Origin of the sequence: Micromonospora sp. DH13 (assembly GCF_020873825.1) — a bacterium.
Taxonomy (GTDB): domain Bacteria; phylum Actinomycetota; class Actinomycetes; order Mycobacteriales; family Micromonosporaceae; genus Micromonospora; species Micromonospora haikouensis.
Map to the genome: position 1 here is coordinate 1 of NZ_JAHWGR010000063.1, position 17448 is coordinate 17448.

Annotated in this window: 15 protein-coding genes; 10 read left to right on the forward strand and 5 right to left on the reverse strand. The window is 73.8% G+C overall.

The window, feature by feature from the left end; genetic code table 11:
• The first annotated feature begins 205 nt into the window (after positions 1–205).
• Complete coding sequence (locus LPA42_RS32625) at positions 206–1711, forward strand: hypothetical protein (protein ID WP_077939210.1); 1506 nt, start codon at positions 206–208, stop codon at positions 1709–1711.
• Between the two features lie 80 nt (positions 1712–1791).
• Here the strand turns inward: LPA42_RS32625 and pulA are convergent, their stop codons facing one another.
• The 4 genes from pulA to LPA42_RS32645 form a co-directional block, all read right to left on the reverse strand.
• Positions 1792–7293: a pullulanase-type alpha-1,6-glucosidase gene (pulA, locus tag LPA42_RS32630; RefSeq protein ID WP_077939209.1), complete on the reverse strand. Its 5502-nt coding sequence runs from the start codon at positions 7291–7293 to the stop codon at positions 1792–1794.
• Positions 7294–7488: 195 nt separating this feature from the next.
• Entirely contained in the window at positions 7489–8253 is a 765-nt protein-coding gene (locus LPA42_RS32635; protein ID WP_228987104.1) for a cellulose binding domain-containing protein, read from the reverse strand.
• Positions 8254–8397: 144 nt separating this feature from the next.
• Complete coding sequence (locus tag LPA42_RS32640) at positions 8398–8787, reverse strand: hypothetical protein (RefSeq protein ID WP_043967588.1); 390 nt, start codon at positions 8785–8787, stop codon at positions 8398–8400.
• A gap of 79 nt (positions 8788–8866) precedes the next feature.
• Positions 8867–9631, reverse strand: coding sequence for a hypothetical protein (locus LPA42_RS32645; RefSeq protein ID WP_077939206.1), 765 nt, complete (start codon positions 9629–9631; stop codon positions 8867–8869).
• Positions 9632–9679: 48 nt separating this feature from the next.
• Here LPA42_RS32645 and LPA42_RS32650 point away from each other — a divergent pair, with 48 nt between their 5' ends.
• The 5 genes from LPA42_RS32650 (at position 9680) to LPA42_RS32670 (ending at position 12956) form a co-directional block, all read left to right on the forward strand.
• Complete coding sequence (locus LPA42_RS32650) at positions 9680–9883, forward strand: hypothetical protein (protein WP_228987105.1); 204 nt, start codon at positions 9680–9682, stop codon at positions 9881–9883.
• A gap of 132 nt (positions 9884–10015) precedes the next feature.
• Positions 10016–11200 carry a helix-turn-helix domain-containing protein gene (locus tag LPA42_RS32655; protein WP_077939204.1) on the forward strand — a complete coding sequence of 395 codons (1185 nt, stop codon included), beginning with the start codon at positions 10016–10018 and terminating at the stop codon, positions 11198–11200.
• A 205-nt stretch (positions 11201–11405) separates the two neighbouring features.
• On the forward strand, positions 11406–11642 hold the full coding sequence (locus tag LPA42_RS32660; protein ID WP_077939203.1) for a hypothetical protein: 237 nt from the start codon (positions 11406–11408) through the stop codon (positions 11640–11642).
• Positions 11639–11806 carry a hypothetical protein gene (locus tag LPA42_RS32665; RefSeq protein ID WP_158229452.1) on the forward strand — a complete coding sequence of 56 codons (168 nt, stop codon included), beginning with the start codon at positions 11639–11641 and terminating at the stop codon, positions 11804–11806. Before LPA42_RS32660 ends, LPA42_RS32665 begins: the two co-directional genes overlap by 4 nt.
• Positions 11799–12956: a helix-turn-helix domain-containing protein gene (locus LPA42_RS32670; RefSeq protein WP_077939202.1), complete on the forward strand. Its 1158-nt coding sequence runs from the start codon at positions 11799–11801 to the stop codon at positions 12954–12956. Before LPA42_RS32665 ends, LPA42_RS32670 begins: the two co-directional genes overlap by 8 nt.
• A gap of 18 nt (positions 12957–12974) precedes the next feature.
• Here LPA42_RS32670 and LPA42_RS32675 read toward each other — a convergent pair whose 3' ends face one another.
• A complete protein-coding gene (locus LPA42_RS32675; RefSeq protein WP_077939201.1) occupies positions 12975–14078 on the reverse strand; it encodes a sensor histidine kinase in 1104 nt (367 codons plus the stop codon).
• A 27-nt stretch (positions 14079–14105) separates the two neighbouring features.
• On the opposite strand from LPA42_RS32675, the gene LPA42_RS32680 reads away from it, so the two are divergent.
• The 4 genes from LPA42_RS32680 (at position 14106) to LPA42_RS32695 (ending at position 17434) form a co-directional block, all read left to right on the forward strand.
• Complete coding sequence (locus LPA42_RS32680) at positions 14106–14768, forward strand: response regulator transcription factor (protein ID WP_077939200.1); 663 nt, start codon at positions 14106–14108, stop codon at positions 14766–14768.
• 116 nt (positions 14769–14884) lie between these two features.
• Positions 14885–15925, forward strand: a complete 1041-nt coding sequence (locus LPA42_RS32685; protein WP_077939199.1) for a glycerophosphodiester phosphodiesterase family protein — start codon at positions 14885–14887, stop codon at positions 15923–15925.
• Between the two features lie 4 nt (positions 15926–15929).
• Positions 15930–16838, forward strand: a complete 909-nt coding sequence (locus LPA42_RS32690; RefSeq protein WP_077939198.1) for an ATP-binding cassette domain-containing protein — start codon at positions 15930–15932, stop codon at positions 16836–16838.
• Positions 16835–17434 carry a hypothetical protein gene (locus LPA42_RS32695; RefSeq protein ID WP_077939197.1) on the forward strand — a complete coding sequence of 200 codons (600 nt, stop codon included), beginning with the start codon at positions 16835–16837 and terminating at the stop codon, positions 17432–17434. The genes LPA42_RS32690 and LPA42_RS32695 overlap by 4 nt, the downstream gene beginning before the upstream one ends.
• Positions 17435–17448 lie beyond the last annotated feature (14 nt).

Sequence of the window (17448 nt, forward strand, 5' to 3'; positions counted from 1 at the left end):
CCCCCCCGGCCCCGGCCGGCCGCCCGGGGTCCCCCGGACGGGGCCGGAGTCCGTTTACCCGAATGCGTAGTTTCTTCTGATAAAGCCGTATGGCGAGGAAAGCTCTCATAGCTTGGTTCGTACCAGATCCTTCCGTTTGAAGCGGATCGGGCCGTGCAGGACACCGCCGACCCGATCCGGTACGAGATGAGAGCAGAGGGCCTACATGTCCAGCACATCACCGAGGAAGACGCCGGCCGAGCGGCCGGGGCGCGCCCTGCGCCGCCGGACCTGGCTCGCCACCGGTGCCGCCGGCCTGACCGGGGTCGTCGGCCTCGCCGCGTTCGGCGTCGCCACCGCGGGCACGTCCGACGCGACGGCTGCAACGCGCGTCGCGGCGGAGCGCGCCAGCGACGACGGCGGCTACGCCCGGGACGACCGTGGCGGGCAGCAGGGCCACGACGGCAAGGGCGAAGAACGCAAGGGTGAGGACCGCAAGGGCGAGGACGGTCTCGGCCGGGTCCACGAGATCCCGTGCGACCCGGACCGGCTGATCGCGGCCATCGTCCGGGCCAACGCCGAGCGCACCGCCGCCACGCTCAAGCTGGCCAAGGAGTGCCGCTACAGCCTGCGCACCGGGACCGCCTCGACCGGCCTGCCGATTATCACCAGCGAACTCAACATCATCGGCGAGCGGTCGACCATCGAGCGCGCCTACGACCTGCCCAACGCCGGCGCGACCGCGTTCCGGCTCTTCCAGGTCGGCAACGGCGGCTCCCTGCGGCTGTACGACGTGACGCTGCGCAACGGCCTCACGGCGGCCGTCGGGGTCACCCCCGCCTCCGGCGGGGCGATCCTGGTCAACGCGGGCGGCCGGCTGCTGGTCGAGAAGAGCACCCTGACCGGCAACCAGGTCATCGGGACCACCACGACCACGCCCGCCACGGGCGGGGCGATCGAGAATCTGGGCAGCACGGTGGTCAAGCACAGCGCGTTCACCGTGAACAACGCGTTCACCGGGGGCGGCGCGATCCACAACACCGGCCGCCTCGTCGTCGAGGACAGCCTGTTCGAGGCGAACAAGGCGGGCTCGCCGACCGACGGCGGCGGCGGCATCGACAGCGTGAGCGGGTCGGTGACCATCGTGAAGAGCAAGTTCATCGGCAACGCGGCCGGGGGCCTCGGCGGCGGGCTGAACGTCGCCGGCGGCAGCGCCGACGTCGCCGAGACCGAGTTCAAGCTCAACATCGCCACCATCTCCGGCGGCGGCGTCGCCGTCACCGGCACGGGCACCCAGGCCCAGCTGCGCAAGGTCGAGCTGGTCGAGAACACCGCGGTCGCTCCGGCGACGGTGCAGCCCGGTGCGGGCGGCGGCGGGGTCTTCGTCGGCGCGGGCAGCGCGGTCACGGTGCACGAGGCCAAGGTCGTCGCCAACAGCGCCGGCCAGGGCAACGGCGGTGGCTTCCTCAACCTCGGGTCGCTGGTGCTGTTCGACGCCACGATCGCCCGCAACCAGGCCGTGAACGGCGCCGGCATCTACAACGACACCACCGGCACGGTCACGGCGACCCGGACCACGATCACCGACAACCAGGCGATCGTGGCCGGGGGTGGGATCTTCAACGCGGCCGCCGCGACGGCGGTGACCCTCGACCCCACCACGAAGGTGTTCCACAACAGCCCGGACAACTGCGCGGGCCCCGGCACCCCGATCGTCAACTGCTTCGGCTGACCTCGGCGGCGTCAACGAACGGACCGGCCCCCGCCACGAAAGTGGCGGGGGCCGGTCGCGTCTGTCCGGGGTACGCCGGGTCAGCGCTGGACGAAGACCGCCACGCTGCGCGGCGGCACCGTGAACGTGCCGCTGCCCCGGTCGAACGAGGCGGTGCGCAGCACCGGATCGGCCGAGGCCCGCAGCACCGGATGCAGTGCGACGTCCGACCCGCGCAGGCCGGGCACGGTCTGCTTCGCCGCCTGCGGGGTCGCGTTGAACACGACGGTCACCGACCGCCACTGCCCGCCGAGCCCCCGGGCGTCGAGGGTCATCGTGAGCACGCCCGGCGTCTCGGCGGCGCCGGACAGGGGGAACGCCACCCGCTTCTGCACCTGCTCGGCGGTGTCCAGCCCGAACACCGGCGACGACTCGCGCACGCGCAGCAGCTCCGCGTACCGGGCGTCGGCCAGGTCGATCGCCGCGCAGTCCGGCACCAGCTTCGGATCCGCCAGCAGCGGCTTCGCGTACGGCCACTTGTCCTCGTTGTCCTGCGCCGGGGGCAGGCCCGCGCCGAACCCGTTGCCCTGGGCGCAGTCCCAGCGGATCTGGTTGAACCAGTCGCCGGAGTTGTAGGAGTTGCGGTCCAGCGACTTCGACCGCAGCCGCTCCGAGCCGGCCGTCACGAACCCGGTCCCCTGCCCCATCACCACCGTGGCGAGGGCGAGCACCTGCATCCGGGCCCGGTCCGTCGCCGAGGTGGCCTGCGGCAGCTTGTACGCCAGCGCGTCGTACAGGATCTCGTTGTCGTGCGCGTCGACGTAGGTGACCGCCTCGCCCGGCGCGGCCGTGTAGCCGGCCGGCGAGCCGTTGTAGTCGACCTGACCGCCGGTGACCTGCCTGCCCGACGAGTCGGTGAACCGGTAGCCGCGCAGGTTGCCGGTCAGCCCGACCTTGATCAGGTCGTGGGCGTGCAGCAGCCGGGCCTTCTGCTCGGCGGCCGAGCCGTTGACGGGGTCGCCGTTGGGGTCGGTGAACAGGCCGGAGGCGAAGCCCTGCACGCGCGGGTTGGCGTCGAACGGGCCGCCGCCGCGCACCGCGTCGCGCAGCCGGTCGTTGAAGGTGCCGATGCCGGTGCCGGCCATGTTGGCCTGGGTGGCCTGCGTGAACCGGGCGTCGTCGGCGACCTCGCCGAAGTTCCAGCCCTCGCCGTAGAGCAGGATCCTGCGGCCGTCGACGCCGTCGCGGGCGAGGGTGAGCTTGTCCAGGGCGGCGCGCACGGCCAGGATGTTCGCCTTCGGGTGGTGGCCCATCAGGTCGAACCGGAAGCCGTCCACCTTGTACGCCTTGGCCCAGGTGACCAGCGAGTCGACCACGAGCTTGCCCATCATGGCGTGCTCGGGGGCGGTGTTGGCGCAGCACGTGGAGTTGGCGACGGCCCCGTCGTCGAGCAGCCGGTGGTAGTAGCCGGGCACCACCTGGTCGAGCACCGACTTCGCGTCGGTGCCCGCGGCCGAGGTGTGGTTGTAGACGACGTCCATGACGACCCGCAGGCCCGCGCCGTTGATCCCGGCGACCATCCGGCGGAACTCGGTGGTGCGCGCCGCCCCGGCCGGGTCGACGGCGTAGCCGCCCTCCGGCACGGTGTAGTGCAGCGGGTCGTACCCCCAGTTGTAGCCGTCGGTGTCGGCGACGGCCGCGACGCAGCGCTGCTGCTCGTCGGAGTCCGGGGGCAGCTTGGCCAGGTCGCAGGCCGGCTGCTGCTGGTCGGCCCGCCGCTCGGGGATGGTGGCGAAGTCGAACGTGGGCAGCAGGTGCAGGTAGTCGACGCCGGCGTCGGCGAGCGACCGCAGGTGCTTCATGCCGGCCGTGTCGGGGTCGGTGAAGGCGAGGTAGGTGCCGCGCCGCTCGGCCGGCACGCCTGCGTCGGCGACGGAGAAGTCCCGCACGGAGACCTCCTGGATCTGCGCCTTCGCCGGGGGCACGGCCGCCGGCTTGCGCAGGCCCGCCCAGCCGGCCGGCGCGAGCGCCGGGTCGGCCAGGTCGACGAGCTGGCTGTGCGTGGAGTCCGGGGCGAGGGCCAGCGAGTACGGGTCGGTCACCGAGGCGGTGACCATCCGCTGGGCGGCCGGCTGCCACGCGGACACCCGGTACCGGTAGAACTTTCCGGTCCAGCCCGGCTCGCCGCGCACCGACCACACGCCGGTGCGGTCGTCGCGGCGCATCGCCACGACCCTCGGCGCGGCGGTCGGGGCGTCGGACAGCTCCAGCGACACCGTGCGGGCGGTGGGCGCCCAGACCGACAGGGTGGGCACCCGGCCGGCGAAGGTGGGGCCGAGCCTCGCGCCGGTCGCGGCGGCGTACACGTCGTCGAGCACGCCCGGGATCTGCACGCCGGTCGCGCCGAGCAGCTTCCCCTCGGCGTCCCGCTCGGTGACCACGAGCTGCCCGCGCAGCGCCGCCGGCACCTTCGCCAGGTCGCCCCGGTCGAGGGTGAAGGCCCGGTAGGCCCACAGGTGCGGGAACCGCGCGCGCTGGGCCTCGGTGAGCCCGTTGCGCTGCGCCCGCAACGGCAGCGAGGTGTACGTCCCGGAAAGCTCCCCGTCGACGACGCTCACCCCGCCGGCCGGGGCGGTGACCAGGGCGTACGTCCGGCCGTCGGTGTCGGGAGTCTGCCAGGCGACGGTGGACCGGTCGATCCACTGCGCCCGCTGCTTGGTGATGTCCACGTCCCTGGATACCCCGGACGAGGTCGTCGGCAGTAGCCGGCCCGGCGTGGCGGCGAGCAGCCACACCTGACGCCCGGCGGTGGCGAAGTCGAGCCGCTGGTCGTCCGGCAGGTCCTTGGTGTCGCCGTTGTGGACGATGTAGCTCAGGCCGGTCGCCCCGGCGGCCAGCGGCACGCGGAAGACCGCGCCGAAGGAGTCGACCTTCTCCGGCCTGAGCGGGCTGGACCAGTCGGTGGGGTTGGCCGCGCCGTCCCACAGGTGCAGGCCCCAGCCGTCGTAGTTGTTGTCGGCTCGGCGGTAGTGGATCAGCGCGGTGTCCTCGGCGACGGGCGGGTCGGGCTCGCCGGTGGCGGCCTGTCGGCTCGGGTAGAGCGCGGCGTCACCCTGCTTCACCCACACCTCGCCGGTCTGCGTCACGTCGACGGTGCGGTCGGTGGCGACGTCCTTGTTGCCGGCGGAGTCCACCACGAGGAAACCGACGGACTTCGCGCCGGGCTTCAGCTTCACCCAGGCGAACCGGCCGTACGAGTCCTCACCCGCGAACGGCTGCCCCTTGGGCCACTCGGTGACGTACGCGGGGTCGATGTCGCCCCAGGCGTACAGGCCCCAGTCGGCGTAGCCGCCGGCCGGGCGCTGGTAGTGCACCACCACCCAGTCCCGCGACGCGCTCTGGGCGGGGGTGCCGACCGTGGCGGTGGAGCGGGTGGCGGCGACGCGGCCCCGGCCGTCGCGGACGACGGCCTTGTACTCGACCTTCGTGCCGCCGGCCAGGCCGGTCAGGTCGTGGTGCACGGTGTACGGGGCGGTGTGCGCGCTGCCCAGCAGGGTCCACCGGCCGCCGGCGACCCGGGCGGCGACGGTGACGGTGGCGAGGGGGTCGCCGGTGACCTGTGCGGTGACGGCGGCCCGGGTGGCGACGGGCGTGCCCGGGGCGGGGGCGGTGATGGTGATCGTCGGCTTCGCGGCGGCCTGCGGGATGGCCTTGGCGGCCCGGTGCACCACGGCGGACATGGCCGGCACGGTGAGGGTGAGCTTGCCGTCCGCCCCAGCGGTCGGCCTGGCGGTGCTGCCGTAAATGCCGGCGAAGGCGGTGCCGGGCGACCAGGTGTCCACGGTGACGGTCTGCGGGGTGTCGGCGTTGTTGACGGCGACGACGTACTCGACGCGCTGGCGGGGGTCGACGCGGGAGAACGCGAAGACGCCAGGGCCGTCGGCGGCGTACCGGGTGACCTGCACGCCGTCGCGCAGCGCCGGGTGGGCCTGGCGCAGCGCGCCCAGCCCGGCGATGGTGCGGTAGAGCGGGTGCGCCGGGTCGTACTGGTCGGCGGCGTGGGTGCGGTCGGTGCCGATCAGGTCGTCGTCGAGGTAGTCGGCCGTCTTCGAGGCGAACATGTCCTGCCGGGCGTCCTTGTCGCCGCCGGGGCCGGTGAAGCCCTGCTCGTCGCCGGAGTAGACCACCGGCTGCCCCCGGGTGAGGAACATCAGCTGGTGGGCGAGCGTGGTGCGGCGCAGCTGCGCGGCGTCGTCCCCGCCGGCCGCGGCGACGAAGGAGCCGATCCGGCCCATGTCGTGGTTGCCGAGGAAGGTGGTCAGCCGGTTGGCGTCGGTGTCGCGGGCGGCGTACAGGTCGTCGCGGGCGTACACGTCGGCGAGGGCCTTCGCGGAGCCGCCGGCGGCGGTGTAGCCGCGCGCGGCCTCCTGGAAGGCGAAGTCGAGGGTGGCGGGCAGGCCGCCGCGCCGCACGTAGGTGGAGGTGATCTCCGGGTCGGCGCTGTAGACCTCGCCGAACATGAAGAAGTCCTTCTTGCCCGCCTTCTCGGCCGCGCGCTCGATGCCCCGGCTGAACTGCGGCCAGAACTCCAGGTTGGCGTGCTTGACGGTGTCGAGCCGGAACCCGTCGACGCCGGTCGCGCCGATCCAGTCGCCGTAGACCTTGGTGAGGCCCGCGACGACCTCGGGGCGCTCGGTCCACAGGTCGTCCAGGCCGAAGAAGTCGCCGTACTCGCTGTTCTCGCCGGCGAAGGTCGAGTCGCCCCGGTTGTGGTACATGGTGGCGTCGTTGAGCCACGCCGGGACCTTGACCTTCGCGTCGGCCGGGCTGTCGAAGGTCGGGGTGTACGGGAACGAGTCGGCGTTCACCTTGGGGAAGCCCCGGGTGCCGTCGGCGTAGTTGCGGTCCTCGAAGGCCCGCCCCTGCGCGTCGGTGTACGGCGCGGTCTTCTTGTCGATGTACGCGTACTTGTCCTCGGCGTACTTGATGACGTCGGCGGTGTGGTTGACGATGACGTCGAGGTAGACCTTGATGCCCCGCCGGTGCGACAGCTGCACCAGCTTCTTCAGCTCCTCGTTGGTGCCGAAGTGCGGGTCGACCTGGGTGAAGTCGGTGATCCAGTAGCCGTGGTAGCCGGCGGAGACGTCGTCGCCGGTGCCCTGCACGGGCCGGTTCTTGAAGACCGGGGCGAGCCAGATGGCCGTCGTGCCCAGCCCCTGGATGTAGTCGAGCTTGTCGATGAGACCCTTGAGGTCGCCGCCGTGGTAGAAGCCCTTGTCGGTGGGGTCGAGGCCGGTGGACAGCCGGTCGCCGGTGAGACCGCCGGCGTCGTTGCGGGGGTCGCCGTTGGCGAACCGGTCGGGCAGGACGAAGTAGAACTGCTCGGCCCGGGCGTCGTCGTTGCCGGCGGCGAGCAGGGCCTCGGCGGAGGGCTCGGCGCGCCACTGCACCGCGCCGGCGGCGGCGAGGGGGTCGGTGCGGGTGCCGCCGTCGGCGGCGTCGCCGCCGAGCTGGCGCACGGCGACGGGGGCGCCGACGAGGGCGAGGGTGAGGGTGGAGACCAAGGCGAGCAGCGCCTTACGGGGCATAGGCGGGGATTTCATCGACGGCCTTCCTCTGGTCGTGATTGGCCCGCACGCTAGCCCTTGCCGAAACGTTCTGCAATACCTTGCAAACGGAGTCGCAACAAAGCAGTCATCTTGCAAGCGCCTGCGCACGCGGGCCCTGGGGGACGGGCAACCGCATGCACACTGCACAGGAAGGAGCCGGCCACGGCCGGTGACGATCGAGGGGGTCGGTCAGCGCAGGCCGGAGCAGCCGGCCCCGTCGACGGTGCAGGTCGTCGGGCGGGTGGCCCGCGTCTGGTCGAAGTGGAACCGCAGCGGCACCGACGCGCCCGGGGACAGGTCGACGCCGCTCGTGAAGGTCCACGTGTCGCCCGAGCGGCTGATCCGGCCCTGCGGGGCGCCCTCGATCCAGGCGGTCACCAGGTGCGCACCGGGGAAGGTCATCCGGACCGTCCAGCCCCGCTGAGACCGGGACTCGTTGCGCACCAGCACCTCGCCGATGAACGCGCCGTCGTAGGAGTTCATCACCCGGTACGCGCCGCTGACCGACGGCGACGCGGGCGGCCTGGCCGGGGTGGTCGGGGCCGGCGGCTCGGGCTCGGGTTCGGGCGCGGGCGGGGCGGCGGGCGGCGGGGCGGCCGGCTCCGCCGGCAGCGGGCCGGCACCAACCTCGCCGACCGGGACGGGGACGACACCGGGCCCGGCGGCCTGCCCGCCGCTCGGCGACAGGGTCGAGCGCGGGGAGAGGCCCGGCACCACCGGCGCGGGCGGCTCGGTCACCGACCGGCTCACCGTCGGCGGCAGCGTCGGCAGCGGCATCGTCCACTCGGGAGCCGGGAACGCCTCACCGACGGGACCCCGGCTGCGGTACGTGCCGAGCGCCACGAACAGCAGCACCACCATCACCACCACCCCGACCGAGACCACGATCCAGGGTGAACTGGCGATGGCGGCGTTGGTCCCAGGGGTGGGTTGCGCGCGACGTGTGCCCGACATGTCCCTCCCTCATCGGTCCCGCCGGGAGAGCGTAGCGATCTACGGCAATGTCGGAAAGGGCCGGAGCCCACTGAACCGTCCTAACAGTCCAGTGAGCCCGGTTCCGGCGATGCCGCGGGCACCCCGAAGGTCGCCGCGACGCGGTCAGGCGGTGCGGATCACCGTACAGATGGCGGGGCCGTCGTCGGTACTCCGTAGCAGGTAACGGTACCGCTCGCCAGGAACGCGCTGTCCCCGGCCGTCCAGGAACTCCCACTCCACCGCGACCTCGGTCAACAGCGCCGAGACTGGCTGCACGTCCCCGATCACCGCGTGCGCCGCCACCAGCTCACGCTCGTGGTAGTCAGGGGCCGCGCCGACGAACGACAGCGCCACCGCCGCCGGTGACGCGAACGAGAAACTGTAGGTGTCGGCGACGACCAGCCCCGGCAGGGCGTAGCAGGCGGCGACCGCCGCCACGTCGCCGGTGGTCAGGGCCACGCCGTACCGGTTGAAGAAGTCGGTCAGCGCGTCGAGATCGGTGGATGCTGTCACGGGGACTGTCAGTTGCCGCGCGCCCGCCCCGGCAAACCAGGGTCGGCGGCACCAGCGCGCAGCGCGCCGCCCCGGTCGCTCACCGTGGCGGGATCCGCACCTCGATCTCGGCGCCGAGCTGCGCCCCGCCGGTCAACCCGAGATCGTCGCCGCTCCAGAACCGGCCCGGGTCGTACCAGTTCGGCCGGCGGCCCGCCGGCAGCAGGCCCATCGCCTCGTACGTCACCGCGACGACCTCGGCGCAGTACGCCGTCTCCAGCGCCCGGTCCCGCACCGCGACCCCGCCCGGCCGGTCCGCCGCGCCGCTCCCCCGCTCCGCCTGGGTGGCTCCCTGCTCTGCCTGCTCTTCGTGCGCGGCTCCCCGGTCTCCTGGACCGGCTGCCCGGTCCCGCCGGAGGGGCAGGGGCACCGGCAGCCGCACCTGCGGCACCCGGCCCCGCGCCCAGCGCCAGGCGAGCTGGGCGGTCGACGGGAACGGCGTGCCGTCGAGGCGGGCGACGGTGCGCAGCACCGCCTGCTCCATCGTCACGTCGGCGGGCGGTTCGAGCTGGCGCAGCCAGGCCCGCTGGCCGTACCGGTTGGCCCAGACGCAGACCGCGTCCCGCAGGTCGTGCAACTGCACCCCGCGATGGTGGGTGCCGGTCCACATGTCCGGCAGCGACCGGCCCAGCTCGGCGTGCCACATCAGCGGCGGCAGGTCGTCGAGGACCACCGCCATGCCGACGTGGTTGACCGGGCTGTTGGTGGTGAGCTGGATGGCGCGGTCGGGCACGCTGCGACCCCGGAACACCCACACGTCGCCGGTGCGGGTCAGCTCCACGGCCTCGTCCAGGCCGATGCTCATGCCGTCGCCCCGCCGTTCTGCTTGCTCATGAACGTCTACCCTAGGCGCATGCGGCAACGGATGCAGTGGTGGAAGTGGCTCGGGCTGGCCGGTCTCGCGGGTGTCGCCGCGACCGGGGTGGTCGTGGCCCGCGCCGAGCGGCGGCGGCGGGCGTACACCCCGGAGGAGATCCGGGCCCGGCTGCGCGACCGGCACGCGGAGGCCACCGCCATCGGCGCGGTCGGCACCCCGCCGCCCGACGGACCAGCCTGACCGACGGACCGCCCTGCCTCACCGCATCAACCCCGGTAACCGTATGGGGGCGTACCGTTGCAGACGGTGGGGCCGTCGGTGGTAGCGGGTCGACGACTCACCGCCCAGACCGCTACCTGGGAAAGGGCCAGAATGTCGACCGACACCATCGGCACGCGCATCAGGTACTGGCGGGCACGCCGAGGCGGAATGACCCAAGCTGTGCTCGCCGGCCTCGCCGGACTTTCACAACCGTACATTTCACAGATCGAGGCCGGGCACCGCAGCATCGACAGCCGGTCCACGCTGATCGCCATCGCCTCCGCCCTACAGGTCACGGTCGCCGACCTGCTCGACCAGCCCGGCGATCCGACCGACCCGGCGAAGACCGGCGCCGCAGACGCGGTACCCGCGGTCTGGGCCGCCCTGCTGGAGATCAGCGATGGCGACCGGCCCAAACCCTCTGGCAGCCGGGAACAGACCATCGAGTCCCTTCATGCCACCAACGTCCTGCGACTCAGCGCCGACTACATTCGCATGGCCCGGACCCTTCCCGGGCTTCTCGCGGAAGCCTCCGCCCATGGCGGAGTCCTGCTCGCCGAAGCGGCCTACCTGACGTCGACCTGCCTGCGGCACCTCGGGCACCGGCACCTGGCCGTCGACGCGGCCCGCATCGCCCAGGCCGCCGCCGAAGACGTCGAGCACCATGCATGGCGGGGCGCGGCCCGGTTCGCATACGCGCAGGCCCTGCCCGTCGAAGCGGCCGGAGTCGCCGCGCGCGCCGCCGCCCGTACGATGGCCGACCTGCAACCGTACGCGGCGGACCGTGACGTGCGGCAGGTACTCGGGCAACTACACCTGGCCGCTGCGCTGCGTTCTGCGGTCGACGGGCAGACCGGCACCGCGACCGACCACCTGTCCGAAGCGGAGCAAGAGGCGACGACCCTCGGTGACCCGCCGCCGGACGGCGGGTTCAACACCATGTGCTTCGGCCCGACCAACGTCGTGCTGTGGCGGATGGCCATCGCCGGCGAGTCCGGTGACCACGCGGAAGTAATCGATCTGGCCCGGACCGTCAACGTGGATGCGCTACCGATCGCCAATCGCCGGCAGGCGTACTGGATGGACCTCGGGCGGGCCCTGGCGCAGTCCGGCCGCAGGGACCGGGAGGCGGAGATTGCCTTCACCCGGGCAGAACACACCGCCCCGTCGCTGTTCATCCTGAACCCGCTGGCTCGGGACGCGGTGTCGGCGATGGTCCGCCGGGCCCGCCGACGGGCCGTGTCGAGGGAACTCAGGGTTCTCGCCCGACGCCTGGACATCACCGTCAACGCATAACCGGTAGCAATACGTGAACAGCGCACAGTCGCCTACTTTCTGTAGTGGCGCGGCGACAGCACGGGAAACAGCCGCGCCGTGTCCAGCGAGGTAGAGCGGGCGCTGTTGCTTCCCAGGTGACAGGCCGCCCCCAGAAGCGCGGCGGCGGCCCGTCCTTCCACATGAGCAGCCGCTGCCACAGACCCGGAAGGCGTTAGGTGGCGGTATGGCGATCTGGTCGGAGCTGCGGAGCATCGTGCGATGGCTACTGCGGCGGTCTGACCCGCCCCCGCCGCCCGGCACCTGCCAGGTCATCCAGGCTGCCGAGCAGGCGGCTGCCCGTCGGCGGCTCCTCGCCGACGCCGAGGCGGCGCGCGCCACCCCGCCGCACTGCCAAGCGACCGAGATCCTCCCGACCGGGACTCTCGACCACGAGGCCACCCCCGGCAGGGCCGACCGGTGAGTCAGGCTGTCGGCGACCTGGAGATGCCGTGGTGGCAGCGGGACCTGGACGCCCACCGGCAGCGCGACGGCCGGTGCCCGGTCTGCGGCACCCCGAAACGGTGCTGGCCGTGGGCGAACGCCAACTCGGCGCGCATCGTGGCTCGGCTGGTGCAGGGTGGGTGAGCTGCCGGTGGGTCGCCGGGTGGCGTACTGGCGGGGCCGGCGCAACATGTCCCAGCAGGTGTTCGCCGATCGGTTGGGCAGGTCGAAGTCGTGGGTGGACAAGGTCGAGCGGGGCGTTCGCGCCCTCGACAAGGTGTCGACCCTGCGGCAGGTCGCCGCTGTGCTGCGTATCGACCCGGATCTGCTGATCGCCCGCGACGGGGCCGTCGGGCCCGAGCGTGAGCCGGCTACCGATGGCGTCGAGGTAGTCCGGGCCGCGCTCGCCCGCCATCCGGGCCTGCTGGGTGCACCGGCCGCCCCGACCGATCCGGTCGTCTACCGGACCCGGGTGGCGCACGCCGCTGCCGCCTATAACCACGGCCGGTACGTCGATCTGCTGCGGCTCGCCCCCGCCCTGCTCGTCGACGGGCACCGGCTCGCCGGTGGCGGGCAGGCCGAGCAGTTCCTCCAGGCGTACCGGCTCGTCGCGTTCGTGCTGGTGAAGCTCGGCACCGCGGAGCTGGCCTGGCTGGCCGCCGACCGCGCGCTGGCCGTTGCCGGCGACGATCCGGTGCTGGCGGCACTCGCCGCCGTCCCGCTCGGCCAGGCCCTGCGTGCCGCCGGCCGGCAGCAGGCCGCGTTCGAGACGACCGTCGTCGCCGCGCACCAGGTCGCCCCGCTGGAGCCGGGCGGGGGCAGTGCCGCCGAGCGGGCGGCGTGCGCGGCGGCGTTGCTTCAGGCCGCGCTGGCTGCCGCCGAGGCCGGCGACCGGTCTGCGGCGAACGAGATGCTCGACGATGCCGCAGCGGTCACCGAGCCCGGCGGGCCGGAGCGGGCAGCGGTCGACGCCGCCCGGGTCGTGGCCGTTTCGATGCTCGGGGACGGCCGGCGCGCGGTCGTCGCCCACGAGGCGTTGGTCGGTGCCCCGGGCTGGCAACGGCTGCCGATCGAGCACCGGGCCGCGCACCTGGTCGACGTGTCCGGCGCGTACCTGCGTGCCGGTGACGCGGCCGGGGCGGGCGCGGCGCTGCTGCACGCGGACCGCCTGGTGCCCGCCGAGGTGCGCATCAGGCCCGCCGGGCGGACCGCGCTGGCCGGCGTACTGGCCGTCGCGAGCCGGCCGGATCCACACCTGCTCGCGCTGGCGGAGGCGACCGGAGTGGCGCGATGACCGAGCACGCGGACTTGTTCAGTCGGATGGCGGGCGCAGCGGGAGGGTGGCGACGACTCGCCAATGGGAGCCGCCGGACCGGCCGTGACGCAGCGTCCCGCCCTGCGCCGTGACGTCTCGGGAGAGGCTGCGCAGGCCGAATCCGGCCGGGCCGGACGGGGCCGCCTCGCCTGCCCCACCGCGGGCGTTGCTGGTCAATGCGACGGTCAACACGTCGTCGGTGCGATCGACGGCGATGTCCAGGCTGCTGCCCACGCCGTCGTGGCGCAGCGCGTTGGTGGCGGTCTCCCCGATCAGCCGGTGGGCGAGCGCCCGCACCGACGCCGGCAGGTCATCCAGCCCGTCCGGCAACGTCGGGGGCAGGCTCAGGCCCGCCTCGCGCAACGTCTGGAGCCGGTCGGCGAGCGTGGCGGCCGGGTCCGGCTCGGGCTGGTCGGCCAGGGCGGCGCGGACGTCCGCCAAGGCCCCGCGGCCGGCGGCCAGCACCCGGTCGAGGCGGGCCAGGTCGGCCGGGGGCAGCGGAGTGGTCGACCTCAGCGCCTCGGCCTGCACCACCATCACGGTGACGGTGTGCGCAAGAGTGTCGTGCAGCCGCCGGTGGAGCCGTTCCCGCTCCGCAGCGGCGTCGGCGGCCTGCCGCGCGAGGGTCTGCTCCCAGCGCAGCCGGGCGTTCTCGGCGACGTACCCGGTGCGCTCGCGCAGGTGCTCGCCCCGCTCGACGCCGGCGAGCCAGGCGACGATGCAGACGGCGGCGGCGAACACGCCGCCCTCGACGAGCCCGTGCCGTTGGCCGCTGGCGGCGGTGACCGCCGCCGTGACCGCACCGCACATCCCCCAGCGGATCCACGGTGACCGGTGGGCCGCTGCGGAATAGAGGGCCAACGTCACCGGCAGGAAGCCGATCGACCGGGCCATGCCCGCCAACGTGTGCACCGCCGTGGCGGCCCCGACCACGGCCACCACCGCCTGGGGCGCGCGCCGCCGCCAGGCCAGGGGAAGCAGTTGGGCCACCGCCAGCGGGGCCGAGACCACCGTGCCGGACACCAGGAAGAGGCAGGCCAGGGCAACGCCGAGGGTGACGTCGACAGGGCGCTGCCAGTGGCCGCCGGGCCGCCGGGTCATGCCGCCTCCTCGACTTATCATGGGCCGATGATCCGGCTCGCCATCGTCGACGACCAGGCGCTGGTCCGGGAGGGGATGGGCCTGATCCTCGGTGCCCAGCCGGACATCGAGGTCGTGGCCGAGCTGCCGGACGGTGCCGCGCTGCTCGGCCTGCTCGCCCGGCGGCCCGACATTGCGGACGTGGTCCTGCTCGACCTCTACCTGCCGGGTTGCGACGGCGTCGGGATCCTACGGCAGCTGCGGCAGCGGCACCCGGAGTGCGCCGCCCGGGTGCTGATGCTCACCACGGTCGGACGGGCGGAGGAGATCCATCGGGCTTTGGCGGCCGGCGCGAACGGGTTCGTGCTCAAGGATGCCACCGGAACGGAACTCGCCGCTGCCGTGCGGGGCGCGCACGCCGGCGTGACGGCGCTCAGCGCGTCGGCGGCGGGGGCGCTGTGGCCGGCGGCGCGGCAGCCCGGGACCGACGGCCAGTCGGAGGCTGTGGCGCGGCTGGCCACGCTGACCCCCCGGGAGCGGGAGGTCCTGTCGCTGCTCGGGCGTGGGCTGGCCAACCAGCAGATCGCCCGCGCGCTCGCGCTGACCGAACGCACGGTCAAGACCCACGTCAGCAACCTGCTGGGGAAGCTGGCGGTCAGCAGCCGCACCCAGGCGGCGCTCCTCGTCCGGGACGCGGCCGATCGGCGCTGAGCGACCGGCCGATCGGCGTTGCTCGGGGCCGGCGGGCGGTGACTGGTACCAAAGGTCGACGACGGCTACGTCCTTCGCCGCTTCCGGGCGGTCCCCGCCGCTGGCAGGCTGCCCCGGTGACCGAACGGGGAACGGGAACTGCCGTAAGCGACAACGCACCGGAGAAGCCGCCGGGCCGGGGCCGGCGGTGGCGACGGCGGCTCGCGATCGCGCTGGTCGTCGTGCTGCTCGCCGCCGCCGGCCTGTACGTCGGCAACAGCTCCACACTGGCCGGTCGGCCACCGGGCGGGCCGTTCCTGCTGGCGCACCGGGGGCTGGCCCAGACCTACGAGCTGGCCGGCGTCACCAACGACACCTGCACCGCCGAGCGCATCCATCCGCCCGAGCATCCGTACCTGGAGAACACTCTCGCGTCGATGCGGGCGGCGTTCGCGGCGGGGGCCGACCTGGTGGAGTTCGACGTGCAGGTCACCCGCGACGGCCGCCTGGCGGTCTTCCACGACGCGACGTTGCAGTGCCGCACCGACGGCACGGGGAAGGTCGCCGAGCACACCCTCGCCGAGCTGCGCGGGCTCGACCTCGGCTACGGCTACACCAGCGACGGCGGGCGGACGTTCCCGTTCCGGGGCAAGGGGGTGGGCCTGCTGCCAACGGCCGAGGAGGTGCTGGCCGAGTTCCCCGACCGGGAGCTGCTGATCCACCTGAAGGTCGAGGGGGCCGCCGAGGGCGAGGCGCTGGCCGACCTCCTGGCGACGCTGCCGCAGCAGCGGCGCGACACCCTCACCGTGTACGGGGGCGACGTGGCGGTGGCCGCGTTCGCCGCCCGGCTGCCCGACGTCCGGGTCACCTCGAAGAAGGTCATGAAGGACTGCATGGTGGCGTACCTGGCGGTCGGCTGGACGGGGCACGTCCCGGACGCCTGCCGCCACCGGCAGTTGCATCTGCCGCAGCGCTACGGGCGGCTGATGTGGGGGTGGCCGAACCGGTTCGTCGCCCGGATGCGGGAGGCGGATACGCGGGTGATCGTGGTGAACGGGTCGGGCGGGTTCTCGGAGGGCTTCGACGACGCCGACGACGTCGACGCGATCCCGGCGGGCTGGACGGGCGGGGTGTGGACCAACCGGATCGACGTGGTCGCGCCCCTGCTGGGCAGGTGAACGGATGATCGAGGCACGCCGACTCACCCGGGTCTACGGCGGTCGGCCGGTCGTGGACACGGTGACGTTCACCGTCGAGCCCGGCCGGGTCACCGGCTTCCTCGGGCTCAACGGGTCAGGCAAGACCACGACCCTGCGGATGCTGCTCGGCCTGGTCAGGCCCACCTCAGGCGTGGCGCTGGTCGACGGCCGGCCGTACCGCGAGCTGGTCCATCCGCTGCGCCAGGTCGGCGCGGTGGTGGAGCAGGGCGCGTGCCATCCCGGGCAGACCGGGCGGGCGCACCTGCGTACCCAGGCGATCCTGGCCGGGGCCGGGCAGGCGCGCGCCGATCTGCTGCTGGAGCGGGTCGGGTTGGCCGAGGCCGCCGACCGGCGGGCCGGCGGCTACTCCCTGGGGATGCGGCAGCGGCTCTCGATCGCGACGGCCCTGCTCGGCGACCCGCCGGTGCTGGTGCTCGACGAGCCGGGCAACGGGCTGGACCCGGCGGGGATCGCGTGGCTGCGCGGGCTGCTGCGCGACCACGCCCGGGCCGGCGGCACCGTGCTGGTCTCCAGCCACCTGCTGGCCGAGGTGGCGCAGCTCGTCGACGACGTGGTGGTGATCGCCCGGGGGCGGGTGCTGCGGCAGGCGCCGCTGGCGCGCTTCACCGGCGCGGCCACGCCCCGGGTCCGGGTGCGCGGCCGGGACCCGCAGCGGCTGTGGCACGTCTTCACCGCCGCCGGAGCGACGGTCACGGCCGACGTGGATCGCCTCGGCCAGGCGAGGGCCGACGACCAGGCGCTGGAGGTGGTGGGCCTGACCGCCGAGCACCTCGGCGAGCTGGCGTTCCGGGCCGGGGTGCCCGTGCACGAGCTGACCCCGCTCGCCCGGGACGTCGAGCAGGTGTTCCTCGACCTGGTCGGCCCGGCGTGACCGCCGTCGCGCGCGCCGAGCTGCACCGGCTCGCCACGATCCGGTCGGGCTGGCTGTCGGTGCTCGTCCTGACGCTCTTCGGGCTGCTCCTTGGCACGGTCGACGAGGCGTCCTGGGCGCTGCTCGTCGGCCTGTCGGCGTTCGCGCTGAGCGTCGTCGGCACCGCGCAGCACTTCCCGCACCGCACCGCCGTCCTGCTCTACCTGGGGCAGCCCCGCCGGCTGACCGTGCTCGCCGGCCAGGTGCTCGCGTACGCGCTGACGGCGACGGCGGTCGCGGCGGTCAGCGGGGTCATGGTTGCGGTCGGCGCGACCGGCACGTACGTCGCGACGCTGGTCGCGGTGCCGGCGATGGCGGCGTTCGGCGTCGCCAGCGCCGCCGTGGTCCGGCGGCCGATCTGGGTGTTCCTCGGCGGGGCGGGCTGGCTGGTGTTCGTCGAGGGGCTGCTGGGAAAGCTGCGCGCGCCGCTGCCGTTCTCGGCGTTCCTCGACGGCACCGCCGGGGACCGGGCCGCCCTGCTGGTCCTGGCCGGATGGACGGCGACGGCGCTGGTCGCCGCCGGGTGGGGGGTGGGCCGGGACGTGACCGGCGAGTGACCGCCACAGGTGGA